We start from the raw sequence: 15,800 nt of genomic DNA, 5'->3' as shown, positions 1-15,800 counted from the left end.
CTCGTGGTTCCGCGGGGAGTTCAGATGCGCTCGACGACGGTGGCGATGCCCATGCCGCCGCCGACGCACAGGGTGGCGAGGCCGTAGCGCTTGTCCTGGCGCTCCAGTTCGTCCACGAGGCTGCCGAGGATCATCGCGCCGGTCGCGCCGAGCGGGTGGCCGAGCGCGATGGCACCGCCGTTGACGTTGACCTTGTCGAGGGAGAGGCCCATCTCCTTGACGAAGCGCAGCACGACCGCGGCGAACGCCTCGTTGATCTCGACCAGGTCGATGTCGTCGATGGTGAGGCCGGCCTTGGCGAGCGCCTTGCGGGTGGCGGGGGCGGGACCGGTGAGCATGATGGTGGGCTCGGAGCCGGAGACGGCCGCGGAGACGATCCGCGCGCGCGGGGTGAGGCCGTAGCGCTCGCCGACCGCCCGGGAGCCGATCGCGACGAGCGAGGCGCCGTCCACGATGCCGGAGGAGTTGCCCGCGTGGTGGACGTGGTCGATCTTCTCCACCCAGTGGTACTTCTGCAGCGCGACGGCGTCGAACCCGCCCAGCTCGCCGATGTCCGCGAACGACGGCTTGAGCTTCGCCAGGGAGTCGGCGGTGGTGCCGGGGCGCGGGTGCTCGTCGCGGTCGAGGACGACCAGGCCGCTGCGGTCCTTGACGGGGACCACGGAACGGTCGAAGCGGCCCTCCTTCCAGGCCGTGACCGCGCGCTCCTGGGACAGGGCGGCGTACTCGTCGACGTCGCGGCGGGTGAATCCCTCGATGGTGGCGATGAGGTCGGCGCCGATGCCCTGGGGCACGAAGTTGACGGCGAGGTTGGTCATCGGGTCGTTGAACCAGGCGCCGCCGTCGGAGGCCATCGGCACCCGGGACATCGACTCCACGCCGCCCGCGAGGACCAGGTCCTCCCAGCCCGAACGGACCTTGGCGGCGGCCAGGTTGACGGCCTCCAGGCCCGAGGCACAGAAGCGGTTCTCCTGTACGCCCGCGACCGTGTCCGGCAGTCCGGCGGCGATCGCGGCGATCCGGGCGATGTCGGACCCCTGGTCGCCGACAGGTCCGACGACGCCGAGGACGATGTCGTCGACGGCGGCCGGATCGAGTCCGGGGAAGCGGGCGCGGATCTCGTGGATGAGCCCGACGACCAGGTCGATGGGCTTCGTGCCGTGCAGGGCGCCGTTCGCCTTGCCGCGGCCGCGCGGGGTGCGGATCGCGTCGTACACGTACGCTTCGGTGCTCACTGAGGTGCCTTTCGGAAAGGATGGGCCGAGCGGGGTCGGTCGCTGCCCGCGACCGGGTCGTCGTTCACGCGTCGTCGTGCGCCGCCGCCGGTATCCCCCATTCCCGCACCACCGACTCGGTGTCCGCGCCGGGCAGGGCCGGACCGGTACGGACGGTGGTGGGCGTCGCGGAGAACCGGGGGGCGGGGGCGGGCTGGGTGATGCCGCCGTGGTCGGTGAAGGTGCCGCGGGCGGCGAGGTGGGGGTGGTGCGGGGCCTCGCGCAGGGACAGCACGGGCGCCACGCACGCGTCGGTGTCCTCGAAGAGCTCCGTCCACTGCGCGCGCGTGCGGGACCTGAAGCGGGCGGCGATGCGTTCGCGCAGCTCGCTCCAGCGGGTCCAGTCCTTGCGGGCGTCGGCCAGGTCCGCCAGGCCGAGCAGGCGCAGGAACTCCTCGTAGAACCGGCCCTCCAGCGCGCCCACCGCCATGTATCCGCCGTCGGCTGTCTCGTAGGTGCCGTAGTAGGGGCAGCCGCCGTCGAGGAGGTTGGCGGCGCGCCGGTCCTGCCAGCCGCCTGCCGCGAGCATGCCGTGGATCATCGACGAGAGGTGAGCCGTGCCGTCGACGATGGCGGCGTCGACGACCTGTCCGGTGCCGGTCGCGCGCGCGTGGTGCAGGGCGGCGAGGACGCCGACCACCAGGTAGAGGGAGCCGCCCGCGTAGTCCCCGAGGAGGTTGGCGGGGACAGCCGGGGGCTCGTCGGGGCGGCCGATCATGCCGAGGGTGCCGGTGAGCGCGATGTAGGCCACGTCGTGGCCCGCGCGGTGGGCGAGCGGGCCCTCCTGGCCCCAGCCGGTCATCCGGCCGTAGACCAGGCGGGGGTTGCGGGCGTGGCACTGCTCCGGGCCGACGCCGAGGCGCTCGGCGACGCCGGGGCGGTATCCCTCGACGAGGATGTCGGCCCGCTCGGCGAGATCGAGCACGCGCGCGGGGCCGGCCGGGTCCTTCAGGTCGACGACGATCGAGCGCTTGTTGCGGTTCGTGACGTCGTACGCGGGGTCGATCGCGAGACCGGGGCCGCCCGGCCGGTCCACCCGGACCACGTCCGCGCCCAGGTCGGCCAGGAGCATGGCGGCGAACGGGCCGGGGCCGATGCCGGCCAGCTCGACCACCCGCACACCGGAGAGCGGGCCCTGCCCCGGCTTCGCTGCCGTCGTCATGCTCCAGCCCCCAAGCCTGTGTGACACAACTGATGTAACACCTGTGATGCTAAGAACGCGTTCCATCCGGCACAAGACCTGAACGAGCAAGCGCTTAGCCAAGTGCCCGCCCGGTCGACGGCGTGCGCACCTCTCACGCTAGCCTCAGCCACCGACAGCGGCGCGGACCGCACGACAAGGGGTGTCATGAGCAGGATGAAAAGGACGGATCGTCCCTACGACCTCGTGCTCTTCGGAGCCACCGGCTTCGTCGGCGTCCTCACCGCGGAGTACCTCGCCGCGCATGCGCCGGACGATCTGCGCTGGGCGATCGCCGGCCGCGACGAGCGGAAGCTGGAGCGGCTGCGCGAACGGCTGTCCGGCACGGCGGACATCGGCGTGCTGCGGGCCGACGTGGCCGAACCGGCCACGCTGCGCGCCCTCGCCGAGCACGCGCGCGTGGTGGCCACGACCGTCGGGCCCTACGTGCTGTACGGCGAGGAGCTGGTCGCCGCCTGCGCGGACACCGGTACCGACTATCTGGACCTGACCGGCGAGCCGGAGTTCGTGGACCTGATGTACGTCCGGCACGACGCACGCGCGCGTGAGACGGGCGCCCGCCTGGTGCACGCCTGCGGTTTCGACTCCGTACCCCACGACCTGGGCGCGTACTTCACGGTCCGGCAGCTCCCGGAGGGCGTGCCGCTGCGGGTGGACGGGTACGTGACCGCGGACGCGGCCTTCTCCGGCGGCACCCTGGCCTCGGCGCTGAACCAGATGGCGCGCGCCCGGCAGATGCTGGCCGCCGCGCGGGACCGGGGGCGGCACGAACCGCGGCTGCCGGGACGCCGGGTCACGTCACCGACGGGCGCGCCGCGCTTCGCGGGCGAGGTCGGCGCGTGGGCCCTGCCGCTGCCGACCATCGACCCGCAGATCGTGCTCCGCTCGGCGCGGGCGCTGGAGCGCTACGGGCCGGACTTCCGCTACCGGCACTACGCGGCGGTACGGCACCTGCCGGTCGCCCTCGGCGGGATCGCCGCCGTCGGCGCGGTGGCGGCGGCCCAGCTGCCGCCCGCGCGGCGCTGGTTGTCAAACCGGCTGAAGCCGGGTGACGGGCCGAGCGCGCAGAAGCGGGCGAGGAGCCGGTTCGCGGTGCGTTTCGTCGGCGAGGGCGGCGGCAGGCGGGTGTGCACGGAGGTCGCGGGCGGCGACCCCGGCTACGACGAGACGGCGAAGATGTTCGCCGAGGCGGCCCTGTGCCTGGCCTTCGACGACCTGCCGCCGACCGCCGGGCAGGTCACCACGGCGCAGGCGATGGGCGACGCCCTCACCGGGCGGCTGCGTGCGGCGGGGATCACCTTCCGGGTGGCGTCCGCCGGACAGGCCTCAGCCGCCGCCTCCCCTACGGTTTGAGACTTTGGCGCGAGGGCATGCCGTCACTCCAGGCCACCACCGGCTGTAAGTCTCACCGGGTTCCTCAATGACACGATGGAGACCCGGACAGGCGGCAGCCGCAGGGAGGCGAGAAGAGCGTGAAGTTCGTGCTCGAAGTGACCGTGGACGAGGGCGCGTCGGCGCAGGACCGGGCCCGTGAGCTGGGGCGGATCCTGCGCTACTGGGGCGGCAATGTGCACCACTACGCCCTCGAACCGGGCGACGGCTCGGCCGTGTACGACTCGGCGTATCAGGAGGTCGGCGCCTGGCGCGTCGTCCCCTCCTGAACGTCCCCCGGAACCGCACCCTGTGCCGCCTCGCGCAGCACCAGGCGGCACAGGGCGTCCGCCCGGCGCGTGGTCTCGGGCAGCCGGTAGCGCGGAGTCAGGGCCAGGGTGTGCGCCACAGCGTTGTCCAGGCTCACCCGGTGGCCGACCGAGACGAAGACCGGTTTGACGCCGTCCCGGGTGCGCAGGGCGCGCCCGACCTCCTCGGTCCCGGCGAGCAGCGCAGCGCACGCGCCCCGCGCGGGGGCCGGTTCCTCGTACCTGAAGGTGAACGGGTTCTTGGCGACACCGATGACCGGCAGGCCGGTGAGCACGCCGAGATGACTGGCGAGGCCGAAACGGCGCGGATGGGCCAGCCCGTAGCCGTCGCACACCAGGAGGCCGGGCGGGCACGGCAGACGGTCGAGAGCGGTCAGCACGGTCGGGATCTCCCGGAAGGCGAGCAGCCCGGGCACGTACGGGAACGACACCCGGCCCACGGCCGTAGCCTCGGCCACCACCTCCAGGGTGGCGGCGTCCAGCACGACGGCCGCCGCGGCGACGAGGTCGAGGCCGTCGTCGTAGGCGACGTCGACGCCTGTGACGTGGCCCCGCGCCGGCGGCGGTCCCGGCTCGTCCCGCACCACCCGCCCGCGCAGCTCGTCCTGTACGGCGCGGGCCTCTTCCTCGGTCGCGGGCCAGCCCGCGGGTACGCCTACGGTCGTCATGGTGACCAGAACTGTACGGCCCGGGGCCGGCTGTCGGAGCCCGGGGGTAGCCTCGTGATCATGTTCGTACTGGAGCTGACCTACACCGCACCGCTCGACGCCGTCGACACCCTGCTCCCCGACCACGTGGCCTGGCTGGAGGAGCAGTACGACCAGGGTCTCTTCCTCGCCTCCGGGCGCAAGAACCCCCGGGACGGCGGAGTGATCCTGGCCGTCGCGGAGGACCGCGCCCTGATCGAGGCGGCCATCGCGCGCGACCCGTTCGCCGTCGGCGGCGTGTGCACGTACCGCGTCACGGAGTTCACGGCCACGAAGACCTCCCCCGAGCTGGACCGGTACCGCCAGACGCCCGGCTGACCCGCCGCCGCGCTCAGCGCTCCAGCCGGGCCGCTCTGCCCTGTTCGCCCGCCGCCCAGCAGCTCAGGTCGGGCGTGCAGGAGACGGTGTCGTACGAGCCGGTGTCGATCGTGCGCCAGGTGCGGCCGGCGTCGGTCGTCAGGTCGGTGCCGGTGGGGCCGACGGCGAGGGCGGCGGTGCGGCTGTGCGGGAGCCAGGCGGCGCCGGAGCGGTAGGCCGGCGGGGGTGTGGCGGCCGGGGTCCAGGTGCGGCCGCCGTCGGCGGTGACGGCCGCGGCGTGCGGCGAGGGCCGGTCGGGGCGGTAGTCGCCGCCGACGGCGAGGCCGTGGGTGCGGTCGCGGAAGGCGAGCGCGAAGACGCCCTTGGCGGGATCACCGGCCGGCACGGGCGTGTCGGCCGCCGTCCAGGTCAGTCCGCGGTCGGCGGAGTGCAGCACGCGCGCGTGGGCGCCGCCCCCGGTGGCCAGCCAGACGTCCCTGGCACCGGAGGTGACCAGGCACTGCCCGCTCGCGGCGAAGCCGGCCTCGCCGTCCAGGGCGGGCGGCATGCCCTCGGCGGGCAGCACCCGCCAGGAGCGGCCGCCGTCGCTCGTGGACAGGATGCGGAACTTCCCGTCCACCGGGTCGCCCAGGGCGAGGCCGTGGCGGCGGTCGAAGAAGGCCAGGCAGTCGTAGAAGGCGTTCGGGTCGGTGTTGCGGAACGACTCGGTCCAGGTCGCACCGCCGTCCTCGGTGCGGTAGACGCGGGAGGCCTCGCCCTCACCGATGGCCAGCACCACGGCGCGCCGCGCGTCGAAGGCCTCCACGTCCCGGAACTCCAGGCCGGCCGCCCCCGGCGGAGAGACGTTCCGCCAGCTCGATCCGCCGTCTGTGGTGCGCAGCACCGTGCCGCCGGTGCCCGCCAGCCAGGCAGTGCGCCGGTCGACGGCCGCGAGCCCCCGGAACCGGACCTGCGGGGTCCCGGTGTCCTTCACCGCCCAGTGCACTCCCCCGCCGTCCGGCCCGAGGGTCCGTGCCCCGGCCGCCGGGACGGTCAGCGCGGCCAGCGCCGCTCCGCACGCCACCCCCGCCGCCACCAGCCGGCCCGTCCGTCCCCTGCGTCGCGTGCTCCCCGAACGCCTCATGGCGGGCGAAGCTAGCCCACCGGACGGGCGCCGTCCAGGGGACCGGCTTCCCTCGTCCCGGGGCGAACGGCCCACATCCGGCCACGCATTCGCGCGGTGACCGAGGTCACTCGTGCTCCGTGTGCACGCATCAGCCGGATCGGACGTCTCTTCCAGTGCCAGGAGTCGCACACCCGGCCGTAGTCCAGCCGTCACGAGGGAGCAAGGCGTTGTCCACCGTCATCGAGCAGCCCGTAGAGGCCCGCCTCGTCGCCGCCGCACCGCGCATGCCGAGCATTCCCGCCACGCTGCGCTACGACCGCCGCGACCCGTTCGCCGTCGTCATGACCTTCCCGGCCCCGGCCACCCTGGAAGGCGTCGAGGTGGGCTGGACCTTCTCCCGCGAGCTGCTGATCTCCGGGATGCAGGGCCCCGAGGGCCAGGGGGACGTCCGGGTCCGCCCGTACGGATACGACCGCACGGTGCTGGAGTTCCACGCCCCCGAGGGCACCGCGATCGTGCACGTGCGCTCGGGCGAGATCCGCCGTTTCCTGGCGGCGGCCGACGAACTGGTGCCGGTCGGCCTCGAACACCTCCAGCTCGACCTGGACCACGACCTGGCCGAACTGATGCGGGACGCCTGCTGACCGGCACGCGCGCGTGAACGGCACGCCGGACCCAGCTCCCCGGACCGGCGGCAGCCCCTGAGGAATTGCGTTGACAGCCGCCGACGCCCCTCCTACCGTTTACCTCGGTCCTGTTGCCGTCGATTGGAGAAGGACGTTGCTCGTCTGAGGTCCTGAGGCACCGCGTCGCACCGGTGAGGTGTGCGCGGCGTACGACCTCGGCGTCCGAGCCGTCCTTGTGGCACAGGCCTTTTTTCATGGCCTCCTCGTGCCCAGACCCTTCGGTTTCCGCCTCGCGGTGTCTCGAGATGCGTCCACCCGACCGCACGCACTTCATCGCGAGGCCTCCATGTCATCTTCTCTCACCTGCACGTCCCTGACCTTCGCCTGGGCCGACGGCACCGCCGTCCTCGACGGCCTCGACGTCGCCTTCGGCCCCGGCCGGACCGGGCTCGTCGGCGCCAACGGATCCGGCAAGTCGACCCTGTTGAAGCTGCTGGCCGGGGAACTCACCCCGACCGACGGCAGCATCAGGGTGGCGGGCGAGGTCGGCCACCTCCCGCAGAACGTCACCCTCGACACCACGCTCCGCGTCGACCAGGTCCTCGGCATCGCCGCCCGGCGGGCCGCGCTGCACGCCATCGAGGCGGGCGACGTCGCCGAGGAGCACTTCGAGACGGTCGGCGACGACTGGGACGTCGAGGACCGCGCCCTGGTCACGCTCGGCGAACTCGGTCTCGGCCACATCGGCCTGGACCGCACCGTCGGCGAGATCTCCGGGGGCGAGTCGGTGCTGCTGCGGCTGGCCGCGCTGCTGCTGCGCCGCCCCGACGTCCTGCTGCTGGACGAACCCACCAACAACCTCGACCTGTACGCGCGCCGCCGGCTGTACCAGGCCGTCGCCGCGTGGCCCGGCGTCCTGGTCGTGGTCAGTCACGACCGGGAACTGCTCGACCTGGTCGACCAGATCGCGGAGCTGCGCTCCGGTGAGGTCACCTGGTACGGCGGGAACTTCTCGGCCTACGAGGAGGCCCTCGCCGTGGAGCAGGAGGCCGCCGAGCGGATGGTGCGCGTGGCCGAGGCGGATCTGCGCAAACAGAAACGCGAACTCGTCGAAGCGCACACGAAGTTGGCGAAACGCGTGCGGTACGCCGACAAGATGTACGAGAACAAGCGCGAGCCCAGGGCCGTGATGAAACTCAGGAAACGCTCGGCCCAGGTCTCGGCGGGCAAGCACCGCATCATGCACGAGGAGCGGCTCACGGAGGCCCGGGAGCGGCTGGACGAGGCCGTGGAGGCCGTACGGGACGACGACGAGATCCGCGTCGACCTGCCGTACACGGCCGTACCGCCGGGCCGGCAGGTGCTCACCCTTCAGAACCTGGAGCTGGCCCACGGGGCGCGCGTCAAGGGGACCGTCGATCTGCGCGGCCCGGAGCGGATCGCGCTCGTCGGCCGCAACGGCGCCGGGAAGACGACGCTGCTGCGGACCGTGGCCGGGGAGCTGGCACCGGTGGCGGGCGAGGCACGCGCGCACGTGCCGATGCGTTTCCTGCCCCAGCGGCTGGACGTGCTCGACGACGCATCGACGGTCGCCGAGAACGTGGCCCGGTTCGCGCCGGGCACGACCAACAACCGGGTCCGGGCGCGGCTGGCCCGCTTCCTGTTCCGGGGCGCGCGGGCCGACCAGCAGGCGGCCACCCTGTCGGGCGGCGAGCGGTTCCGGGCGACGCTGGCGGCGCTGATGCTCGCCGAACCGGCACCCCAGCTGCTCCTGCTCGACGAGCCGACCAACAACCTGGACATGGCGAGCGTGCGGCAGCTGACATCGGCCCTGGAGTCGTACGAGGGTGCCCTGCTCGTGGCCGGCCACGACATGCCGTTCCTCGCGTCGATCGGCATCACCCGCTGGCTGCTGATGGAGGAGGGAGAACTGAAGGAGATCACGCCCGAGGCCGTCGGGTACCCCGCCTGAGGGCGGGGCCCGGCGCCCGGTCCGGCAGGCCCCGACGTCTCAGGAGGGGCACAGCCTGACAACGGGGGTTTTGCCCTGGCGGGAGGGGACTGCATGATGCTGAAACCGGTGCCGCGATCGGCGCCGGAATCCGCACCACCGATTGAAAGGCCCCTCGTGCCCAGCAAGAAGGCCCTCGTCCGCCGCCCCGGTCCCCGCCTCGCCGAAGGCCTGGTGACGCATATCGAGCGGGAGAAGGTCGACCTGGGGCTCGCCCTCGAACAGTGGGACGCCTACGTCGAGGCGCTGCGCACGCACGGCTGGGAGACGGTCGAGGTCGACCCGGAGGACGACTGCCCGGACTCGGTGTTCGTCGAGGACACCGTCGTCATGTACAAGAACGTGGCGTTGATCACCCGGCCCGGCGCCGAGTCCCGGCGCATCGAGACCGTCGGCGTCGAGGAGGCGGTGGCCCGGCTCGGCTGCTCGGTGAACTGGATATGGGAGCCGGGCACGCTGGACGGCGGTGACGTCCTCAAGGTCGGCGACACCGTCTACGTCGGCCGGGGCGGGCGCACCAACGCGGCCGGGGTGCAGCAACTGCGGGCCGCCTTCGAACCGCTGGGCGCGCGCGTGGTGGCCGTCCCCGTGAGCCGGGTGCTGCACCTGAAGTCGGCAGTGACCGCGCTGCCCGACGGCACGGTGATCGGGCACATCCCGAAGCTGGACCGGCCCTCGCTGTTCCCGGGGTTCCTGTCGGTGCCGGAGGAGTCCGGCTCGCACGTGGTGCTGCTCGGCGGCCACACGCTGCTCATGGCGGCGAGCGCCCCGAAGACGGCGGAGCTGCTGACCGATCTCGGCCACGAGGTCGTCACGGTGGACATCAGCGAGTTCGAGAAGCTGGAAGGCTGTGTGACCTGTCTCTCGGTGCGCCTGCGGGAGTTGTACGCCTGACCGGGTGCGCCTCGCCACTCGAACGGCCCCGGGACCTGCCCCTCCCAGGGCTGTTCCGCATACCGGCACGGCCCGTCCGCGGTGTGTCGAATACCCGTGCCAGGGGTGCTGATCAGCGATCTTTACAGCGAACTTAACCTACGGCTTCGTAACCTACGGCTTCGTAGCCTACGATCTCGTAGGTTTCCGGCCCCGCTCGCCGGACCGTCCCCCGTACCCGCTCTCGCTCGGCGCCCCCCTGGAGTTCCCGTGACGATCACCTCCCCTCACCTCGGCAGCCCGTCCGCCTGGACCGACGCGCGGCTGCTGTACGCGCTGGAGGAAGTGGTCGAACAGGAACTGAACCGGCATCTGAAGGTCGCCAAGGACTGGATGCCGCACGAGTACGTGCCGTGGAGCGACGGCCGTAACTTCCCGGGCCTGTTCGAGGACGGCGAGGCCTGGGACAAGGAGCAGTCCAAGGTGACCGAGATCGGGCGGACCGCGCTCGTGGTCAACCTGCTCACCGAGGACAACCTGCCGAGCTACCACCACGAGATCGCCACGCTCTTCGGCCGCGACGGCGCGTGGGGCACCTGGGTGCACCGCTGGACGGCCGAGGAGGGCCGGCACGGCATCGTGATGCGCGACTATCTGCTCGCCTCGCGCGCGGTGGACCCGGACAAGCTGGAGCAGTTCCGCATGTCGCACATGAGCGAGGGCTTCGAGTCCGACAACGGGCACTCGATGCTGCACTCGATCGCCTACGTCGCCTTCCAGGAGCTGGCCACCCGGATCTCGCACCGCAACACCGGCCACCAGTCCGGCGACCCGGTCTGCGACCGCATGCTGGCCCGCATCGCGACCGACGAGAACCTGCACATGGTCTTCTACCGAAACCTGCTGAAGTCGGCCTTCGAGCTGGCGCCCGACCTGACCATGCAGGCGGTCCGGGACGTCGTCGTCGACTTCCGCATGCCCGGCCACGGCATCCCCGGCTTCGAGCGGGCCGCCGCGCAGATGGCCATCGGCGAGGTCTACAACCTGCGCATCCACCACGACGACGTGCTCCAGCCGGTGCTGCGCTTCCTGAAGGTCCTGGAGATCGACGGCCTCGGTCCCGAGGGCCGCCAGGCGCAGGAGGAACTGGGCCTGTTCTTGGGCGGCCTGAACGCCGAGGCCACGAAGTTCGACGAGAAGCTGGCCGCGCGCAAGGCCCGGATGGCGGCGCGCGCGGCGCGCTGACGACTGCCGTACGCGACGGCCGTCGGCCACGGAGCCCGGCGGCCCGCCCGGTCTCAGCCGGAGGTACGGCGCAGGGCGAGGCGCTCCTTCTCGGAGAGCCCGCCCCAGACGCCGAAACGCTCGTCGTGGGCCAGGGCGTAGTCCAGACAGGCCGGACGCAGCTCGCACATGGCGCAGATGCGCTTCGCCTCGCGCACCGAGCTGCCGGGCTCGGGGAAGAAGAAGTCCGGCCCGGTCTGGGCGCACAGGGCCTGCGCCTGCCACGTCTCGTCGGCCGGGGTCATCGTGTCGAAGTGCATGCCCAGGATCGTGCCGGGCGGCGAAAAACGTTCGATCAACGCCCGCTCAACGGGGCCGTCAAGGCCTCCGGCCGCCCCGATCATGCGCCCCCGGTCCCGGCACATGCACGGCGGCGCGCGGGGCGTGTCGCAATGCCCTGGGAACGCGCCCGGTCACCCAGGGTGGTCATGGGGCCGCCCGGTCGCGCGGAACCGCTGCGGCGGTGCTCCGGCGGCGCGTGTCAGTGGCGGGTGCCAGACTCGGCAGTGCAGAGGACGGGACCCTTCCGAGGAGGGCGAAGATGCTCACCACCCGTTTCGCCGACGGCGCCCCGAACTGGACCGATGTCAGCAGTCCCGACATCGACGGTGCCCGCGCCTTCTACGGCGGCCTCTTCGGCTGGCAGTACCGGTCGGCGGGACCGGACGCCGGCGGCTACGGCTTCTTCCAGCTGGCCGGCCGGACCGTGGCGGGCCTCGGGCCGAACGACCCGCAACAGAGCCCGCCCGCCTGGACCGTGTACTTCCGGAGCGCGGACGCCGGGGCCACCGCCGAGGCGGCCGGGCTGGCGCACGGCCGGGTGCTGGCCCCGCCCATGGACGTCATGGGCCAGGGGCACCTGGCGATCCTGGGCGACACGGCGGGCGTGCCGTTCGGGATCTGGCAGCCCGGACGGACCGAGGGCTTCGAGGTGGCGAGTGAGCCCGGGGCGCTGTGCTGGGTCGAGCTGTACACACCGGACGTCGCGGCGGGCGCCGCCTTCTACCACCGGGTGCTCGGCCTGGAGACCTCCTCGGTGTCGCTGCCGGACGGGACGTACACGTGCCTCAGCCCGGCCGGTGCCGGCGAGGACGCGATGTTCGGCGGGATCATGTCGCCGGCCGACAGCGGCGCGGCGGACGGCGGTCCGTACTGGCTGCCGTACTTCGAGGTCGAGGACGCGGACGCCACGGTCGGCAGGGCCGAGCGGCTCGGCGGGGCGACACGCATGCCGCCGACGACCCTGGCGGGTGTCGGCCGCGTGGCCCGGCTCACCGATCCGTACGGCGCCCGCTTCGCGGTGATACGGAGCGCGTCGCAGCAGGGCTGAGCCCCGACCGACACCGAGGCCCCGGCGCGCGGCCGTGCCTGACCGTGGCTATGCGGAGGCCCGGCGGATCAGGGTCGTCGGGAGGATCACGCCGCCGTCGGGCGGCGTGTCCGCCCGCAGCGCGGCGCGGTCGCGACCGCCGGCCGGGCCGCGCAGCAGCAGACGGGCCATCAGGCGGCCCATCTCCTCGATGTCCTGACGGACCGTGGTCAGCGGCGGCTCGGTCTGCTCGGTGACGGGCAGCATGTCGTCGAAGCCGATCACGGCCACGTCCTCGGGAACGCGCCGGCCGCTCGCGCGCAGCACCCGCAGGGCGCCGAGCGCGGTGAGGTCGTTGGCGGCGAACACGGCGTCCACGTCCGGGCACCGGTCGAGCAGTTCACGCATCGCGCGTTCCCCGCCGGCCGGGGTGAAGTCGCTCTCCACGACCAGCCGGGCATCGGCCCCGCCCGGCACGTCGGCCATGACCTCCCGGTATCCGTCGAGCCGGTCCACGGCCGAGGTCTGGTCCAGCGCACCGGTGAGGTGCGCGATGCGCCGGCGGCCGAGGCCCACGAGATGGCGTACGGCGGCGCGGGCCCCGCCCCGGTTGTCGCAGTCGACGTAGACGACGCCCGCGCTCCGGCCTGCCCGGGGGTCGTCGCCCCAGTGGGGCCGCCCGCCGAACACGGTGGGCACACCGGCGTCGTGGATGAGTCCGGGCAGCGGGTCGTCGAGGTGCAGCGAGAAGACGAGCGCGCCGTCGACGTGTCCGCCGGCGAGATAGCGGGCCACGCGCGCGTGGTCGGCACGGCCCTCGGTGAGCAGCAGCACCAACTGGTTGTCGTGGGCGGTCAGTTCCTTGCTGATGCCGCGCAGCTGGAGGGCGAAGAAGGGGTCGGCGAAGACCCGGGCCTCGGGCTCGGCGATGACGACGGCGACAGCGTCGTGCCGCCGGGTGACGAGGCTGCGGGCCGCCCGGTTGGGGACGTAGCCCAGCTCCGCCACGGCCTGCCGGACCCGCTCGGCGAGCGGCGCGCGCACCCCGTCGCCGCCGTTGACCACCCGCGACACGGTGGCTCGGGACACACCGGCCAGCGCGGCCACGGCCTCCAGCGTGGGGCGCGACACTGCCTCGGTCACTTCAGGACTCCTCATCGGGGGCTGCCGGTCAGGATAACCGCGAGCGGGCACCGCCGGCGGTGCCGTGGCAACGCCCCGGCCAGGACGGATCGCCCGGCACCGGCCGGCTCTTTCCGATCCGGGGCCTGCCGGGCCGAGGGCTCAGCCCAGCAGGTCGATCGTCGATCCCACGCCCCGGCGTTCCGCCTCCCGCCAGGCGAGCCAGGAGAGGGCGAGATCCTGCCAGGGCAGCCCGACCGGGGCGTACACCGTGCGCTGCCCGGCCGAGGTGCGCCCGGGGTGGGTGCCGCTCAGGACGTCGGTGAGGGTGGTGTCGGCGGTGCTCCGGGCGAGCGCCGCGTCGGTCAACACGCCCATGGTGGAGGCGAGTTCGCCGTCGTCGACGACGAGCAGCGCGGCGTCGAGCAGATCGGGGGCGAGCTCCCGCTTGCCGGGCTCGTCGGTGCCGAGGCTGGTGAAGTGCTGTCCGGGACGGGTGTGGGCGAGGGTGAGCAGCGGTGTCCGGGACCAGGTCGCGAGCAGGACGACGTCGGCCGCCTCGGCCACCGCGCCGGCGGAGGCCAGCACCCGGCCGCCGTGCCGGTCGGCGAACGCGGCGGCGCGCCCGGCGTCCGTGTCGTGGACGACGAGTCGCCGGGGCCGCTGCTCGCCCGTCAGACCGCGGAGCGTCAACTCGGCCTGGGCGCCCGCTCCGATCACGCCGAGGACGTCGTACCCGGCCGGGGCCAGCAGCGCGGTGCCGAGGGCGGCGGCCAGCCCGGTCCGCCAGGCCGTGACGGTCGCCGAGTCGAGCAGCGCGAGCAGCTCCCCGTCCGCCCCGCTGTGCAGGCAGACCACCCCGCGCAGGGCGGGCCGGGCCGCGGGGAACTTGGCGTTCACCTTCACCGTGTACGCGTCGATGCCGGGCAGCAGGCCGGGGACGAGCGCGGTGGCGGTGCCGGGGAACGGCAGGTCGGTGCGGACACGTCGGCCGGGTACGGCCACGGTGCCGGCCTCGCAAAAGCCGTCACGCAGGGCCGCGAGAGCGGCCTGCGGCGCCAGCACGCTCTGCAGGTCGCTCCGGGTCAGGACACGGGTCATCCCGCCATGATCGCCCGGCCGGGCGGCCGTTGTCAGTGGCGTGGTGCATGCTGTGATCAGTGGCGGAGCGGTGCTGGCCCGGCACTCTCCTCATGACGCCCCCTCACGACGTCCCCTCCCGCCGGGCCCGGCTCGGCTGGACCCGTTTCGGTTCGCCCGGCATCTTCGGGTATTCCGGCGGGTACGGCAGATCGCCCAGGCCGTGGTCGTGTTCGTCCCGGCGGGCGAGTTCCAGGAGGGCGTCCAGGGAGTAGGCGTGCTCGTCCATGTCGGCGTGCACGTCGCCGAGTTCGGCGAAGCGGGCCGGCATGGTGGCGAGGTCGAAGTCGCGCGGGTGGACCGCGTCGGCCTCCGCCCAGCGCAGCGGTGCCGAGACGGGTGCGTTCGGGCGGGGCCGTAGCGAGTAGGCGGAGGCGATGGTGCGGTCGCGGGCGGTCTGGTTGTAGTCCAGGAAGATACGGCGGCCCCGTTCCTCCTTCCACCACTTGATCGTCACCTGGTCCGGCATCCGGCCTTCCATCTCCCGGCCGACCGCGATCGCGGCACGACGCACCTGGGTGAAGGTCCAGCGCGGTTCGATCGGGACGAAGACGTGCAGGCCGCGCCCGCCGGAGGTTTTCGGCCAGCCGCACAGCCCGCCGAACTCCGCCAGCACGGCCCGCAGTTCGTGGGCGGCGCGGACGGCGTCGGCGAAGTCGGTGCCGGGCTGCGGGTCGAGGTCGATGCGCAGTTCGTCGGGGTGGTCGACGTGGCTGCGGCGCACCGGCCATGGATGGAAGGTGAGCGTGCCGTACTGGGCGGCCCACACCACGGCGGCCTCCTCGGTGGGGCACATCTCGTCGGCGCTGCGGCCGCTGGGGAAGGTGATGTGGGCGGTCGGGATCCAGTCGGGCATGCCCTTGGGTGCGCGCTTCTGGTAGAACCACTCGCCTTCGACGCCGTCCGGGTAGCGCTGGAGGGTGGTGGGGCGGTCGCGCAGGGCGCGCAGGATGCCGGGGCCGACGCAGGCGTAGTACCGCGCCACGTCCAGCTTGGTGAAACCGCGCTCGGGGAAGAAGACCTTGTCCGGGCTGGACAGCCGTACGGTCCGGCCGGCCACCTCCAGTTCCACCGCATCGCCCATGCGGCCACGGTAGGCGCACCCCGTGCGCCTCGCATACCGGGATATC

The 15,800-nt window shown here is 73.1% G+C and carries 16 protein-coding genes; 8 read left to right on the top strand and 8 right to left on the bottom strand.

Features of this window, described 5'->3' with window-relative positions:
- Positions 1-20: 20 nt before the first annotated feature.
- Together BIV25_RS35820 and BIV25_RS35815 are read right to left on the bottom strand one after the other, a co-directional pair.
- Positions 21-1,235 (bottom strand): acetyl-CoA C-acetyltransferase, encoded by a 1,215-nt coding sequence (locus BIV25_RS35820; RefSeq protein WP_071376693.1) that lies wholly within the window; start codon positions 1,233-1,235, stop codon positions 21-23.
- 64 nt (positions 1,236-1,299) lie between these two features.
- Positions 1,300-2,436: a CaiB/BaiF CoA-transferase family protein gene (locus BIV25_RS35815; RefSeq protein WP_071376692.1), complete on the bottom strand. Its 1,137-nt coding sequence runs from the start codon at positions 2,434-2,436 to the stop codon at positions 1,300-1,302.
- Between the two features lie 186 nt (positions 2,437-2,622).
- Between BIV25_RS35815 and BIV25_RS35810 the strand changes: the two genes are divergently transcribed.
- Positions 2,623-3,828, top strand: a complete 1,206-nt coding sequence (locus BIV25_RS35810; protein ID WP_177235531.1) for a trans-acting enoyl reductase family protein — start codon at positions 2,623-2,625, stop codon at positions 3,826-3,828.
- 119 nt (positions 3,829-3,947) lie between these two features.
- Entirely contained in the window at positions 3,948-4,136 is a 189-nt protein-coding gene (locus BIV25_RS35805) for a hypothetical protein (RefSeq protein WP_071376690.1), read from the top strand.
- On the opposite strand, the gene BIV25_RS35800 is transcribed toward BIV25_RS35805, so the two are convergent.
- Positions 4,100-4,843 carry an endonuclease V gene (locus BIV25_RS35800; RefSeq protein ID WP_071376689.1) on the bottom strand — a complete coding sequence of 248 codons (744 nt, stop codon included), beginning with the start codon at positions 4,841-4,843 and terminating at the stop codon, positions 4,100-4,102. The genes BIV25_RS35805 and BIV25_RS35800 overlap by 37 nt on opposite strands.
- Before the next feature lie 60 nt (positions 4,844-4,903).
- On the opposite strand from BIV25_RS35800, the gene BIV25_RS35795 reads away from it, so the two are divergent.
- Positions 4,904-5,200: a YciI family protein gene (locus BIV25_RS35795; RefSeq protein ID WP_071376744.1), complete on the top strand. Its 297-nt coding sequence runs from the start codon at positions 4,904-4,906 to the stop codon at positions 5,198-5,200.
- Positions 5,201-5,213: 13 nt separating this feature from the next.
- Here the strand turns inward: BIV25_RS35795 and BIV25_RS35790 are convergent, their stop codons facing one another.
- Positions 5,214-6,323 (bottom strand): oxidoreductase, encoded by a 1,110-nt coding sequence (locus BIV25_RS35790; protein ID WP_177235530.1) that lies wholly within the window; start codon positions 6,321-6,323, stop codon positions 5,214-5,216.
- A 209-nt stretch (positions 6,324-6,532) separates the two neighbouring features.
- Between BIV25_RS35790 and BIV25_RS35785 the strand changes: the two genes are divergently transcribed.
- From BIV25_RS35785 to BIV25_RS35770, 4 genes are all read left to right on the top strand, one after another.
- Positions 6,533-6,949: an SsgA family sporulation/cell division regulator gene (locus BIV25_RS35785; protein ID WP_071376688.1), complete on the top strand. Its 417-nt coding sequence runs from the start codon at positions 6,533-6,535 to the stop codon at positions 6,947-6,949.
- A 328-nt stretch (positions 6,950-7,277) separates the two neighbouring features.
- The gene (locus BIV25_RS35780) at positions 7,278-8,903 is read left to right on the top strand and encodes an ABC-F family ATP-binding cassette domain-containing protein (protein ID WP_071376687.1); all 1,626 of its coding nucleotides are present in this window, start codon (positions 7,278-7,280) and stop codon (positions 8,901-8,903) included.
- 156 nt (positions 8,904-9,059) lie between these two features.
- On the top strand, positions 9,060-9,836 hold the full coding sequence (ddaH, locus tag BIV25_RS35775) for a dimethylargininase (protein ID WP_071376686.1): 777 nt from the start codon (positions 9,060-9,062) through the stop codon (positions 9,834-9,836).
- Between the two features lie 249 nt (positions 9,837-10,085).
- Positions 10,086-11,060, top strand: a complete 975-nt coding sequence (locus tag BIV25_RS35770; RefSeq protein ID WP_071376685.1) for an acyl-ACP desaturase — start codon at positions 10,086-10,088, stop codon at positions 11,058-11,060.
- A 53-nt stretch (positions 11,061-11,113) separates the two neighbouring features.
- Here BIV25_RS35770 and BIV25_RS35765 read toward each other — a convergent pair whose 3' ends face one another.
- A complete protein-coding gene (locus tag BIV25_RS35765) occupies positions 11,114-11,359 on the bottom strand; it encodes a WhiB family transcriptional regulator (RefSeq protein WP_071376742.1) in 246 nt (81 codons plus the stop codon).
- Positions 11,360-11,640: 281 nt separating this feature from the next.
- Here BIV25_RS35765 and BIV25_RS35760 point away from each other — a divergent pair, with 281 nt between their 5' ends.
- Entirely contained in the window at positions 11,641-12,429 is a 789-nt protein-coding gene (locus tag BIV25_RS35760; RefSeq protein ID WP_071376684.1) for a VOC family protein, read from the top strand.
- Between the two features lie 48 nt (positions 12,430-12,477).
- Here the strand turns inward: BIV25_RS35760 and BIV25_RS35755 are convergent, their stop codons facing one another.
- The 3 genes from BIV25_RS35755 to ligD all read right to left on the bottom strand — a co-directional run bounded on the left by BIV25_RS35755 (position 12,478) and on the right by ligD (position 15,754).
- The gene (locus tag BIV25_RS35755; protein ID WP_071376683.1) at positions 12,478-13,551 is read right to left on the bottom strand and encodes a LacI family DNA-binding transcriptional regulator; all 1,074 of its coding nucleotides are present in this window, start codon (positions 13,549-13,551) and stop codon (positions 12,478-12,480) included.
- 141 nt (positions 13,552-13,692) lie between these two features.
- The gene (locus BIV25_RS35750; RefSeq protein WP_071376682.1) at positions 13,693-14,631 is read right to left on the bottom strand and encodes an ornithine cyclodeaminase family protein; all 939 of its coding nucleotides are present in this window, start codon (positions 14,629-14,631) and stop codon (positions 13,693-13,695) included.
- A gap of 103 nt (positions 14,632-14,734) precedes the next feature.
- Positions 14,735-15,754 carry a non-homologous end-joining DNA ligase gene (gene ligD / locus BIV25_RS35745; protein ID WP_177235529.1) on the bottom strand — a complete coding sequence of 340 codons (1,020 nt, stop codon included), beginning with the start codon at positions 15,752-15,754 and terminating at the stop codon, positions 14,735-14,737.
- Between the last annotated feature and the right edge of the window lie 46 nt (positions 15,755-15,800).

It is taken from the genome of Streptomyces sp. MUSC 14, assembly GCF_001866675.1.
Classification (GTDB): Bacteria; Actinomycetota; Actinomycetes; order Streptomycetales; family Streptomycetaceae; genus Streptomyces.
This window is presented reverse-complemented; position numbering and strand designations above follow the sequence as displayed.

Excerpts from the sequence above, each read along its gene's own strand:
- BIV25_RS35815 (WP_071376692.1), bottom strand. The coding sequence starts at position 2,436 with ATGACGACGGCAGCGAAGCCGGGGCAGGGCCCGCTCTCCGGTGTGCGG.
- BIV25_RS35810 (WP_177235531.1), top strand. The coding sequence starts at position 2,623 with ATGAGCAGGATGAAAAGGACGGATCGTCCCTACGACCTCGTGCTCTTC.
- BIV25_RS35800 (WP_071376689.1), bottom strand. The coding sequence starts at position 4,843 with ATGACGACCGTAGGCGTACCCGCGGGCTGGCCCGCGACCGAGGAAGAG.
- BIV25_RS35795 (WP_071376744.1), top strand. The coding sequence starts at position 4,904 with ATGTTCGTACTGGAGCTGACCTACACCGCACCGCTCGACGCCGTCGAC.
- BIV25_RS35790 (WP_177235530.1), bottom strand. The coding sequence starts at position 6,323 with ATGAGGCGTTCGGGGAGCACGCGACGCAGGGGACGGACGGGCCGGCTG.
- BIV25_RS35780 (WP_071376687.1), top strand. The coding sequence starts at position 7,278 with ATGTCATCTTCTCTCACCTGCACGTCCCTGACCTTCGCCTGGGCCGAC.
- BIV25_RS35765 (WP_071376742.1), bottom strand. The coding sequence starts at position 11,359 with ATGCACTTCGACACGATGACCCCGGCCGACGAGACGTGGCAGGCGCAG.
- BIV25_RS35760 (WP_071376684.1), top strand. The coding sequence starts at position 11,641 with ATGCTCACCACCCGTTTCGCCGACGGCGCCCCGAACTGGACCGATGTC.
- BIV25_RS35750 (WP_071376682.1), bottom strand. The coding sequence starts at position 14,631 with ATGACCCGTGTCCTGACCCGGAGCGACCTGCAGAGCGTGCTGGCGCCG.
- ligD (WP_177235529.1), bottom strand. The coding sequence starts at position 15,754 with ATGGGCGATGCGGTGGAACTGGAGGTGGCCGGCCGGACCGTACGGCTG.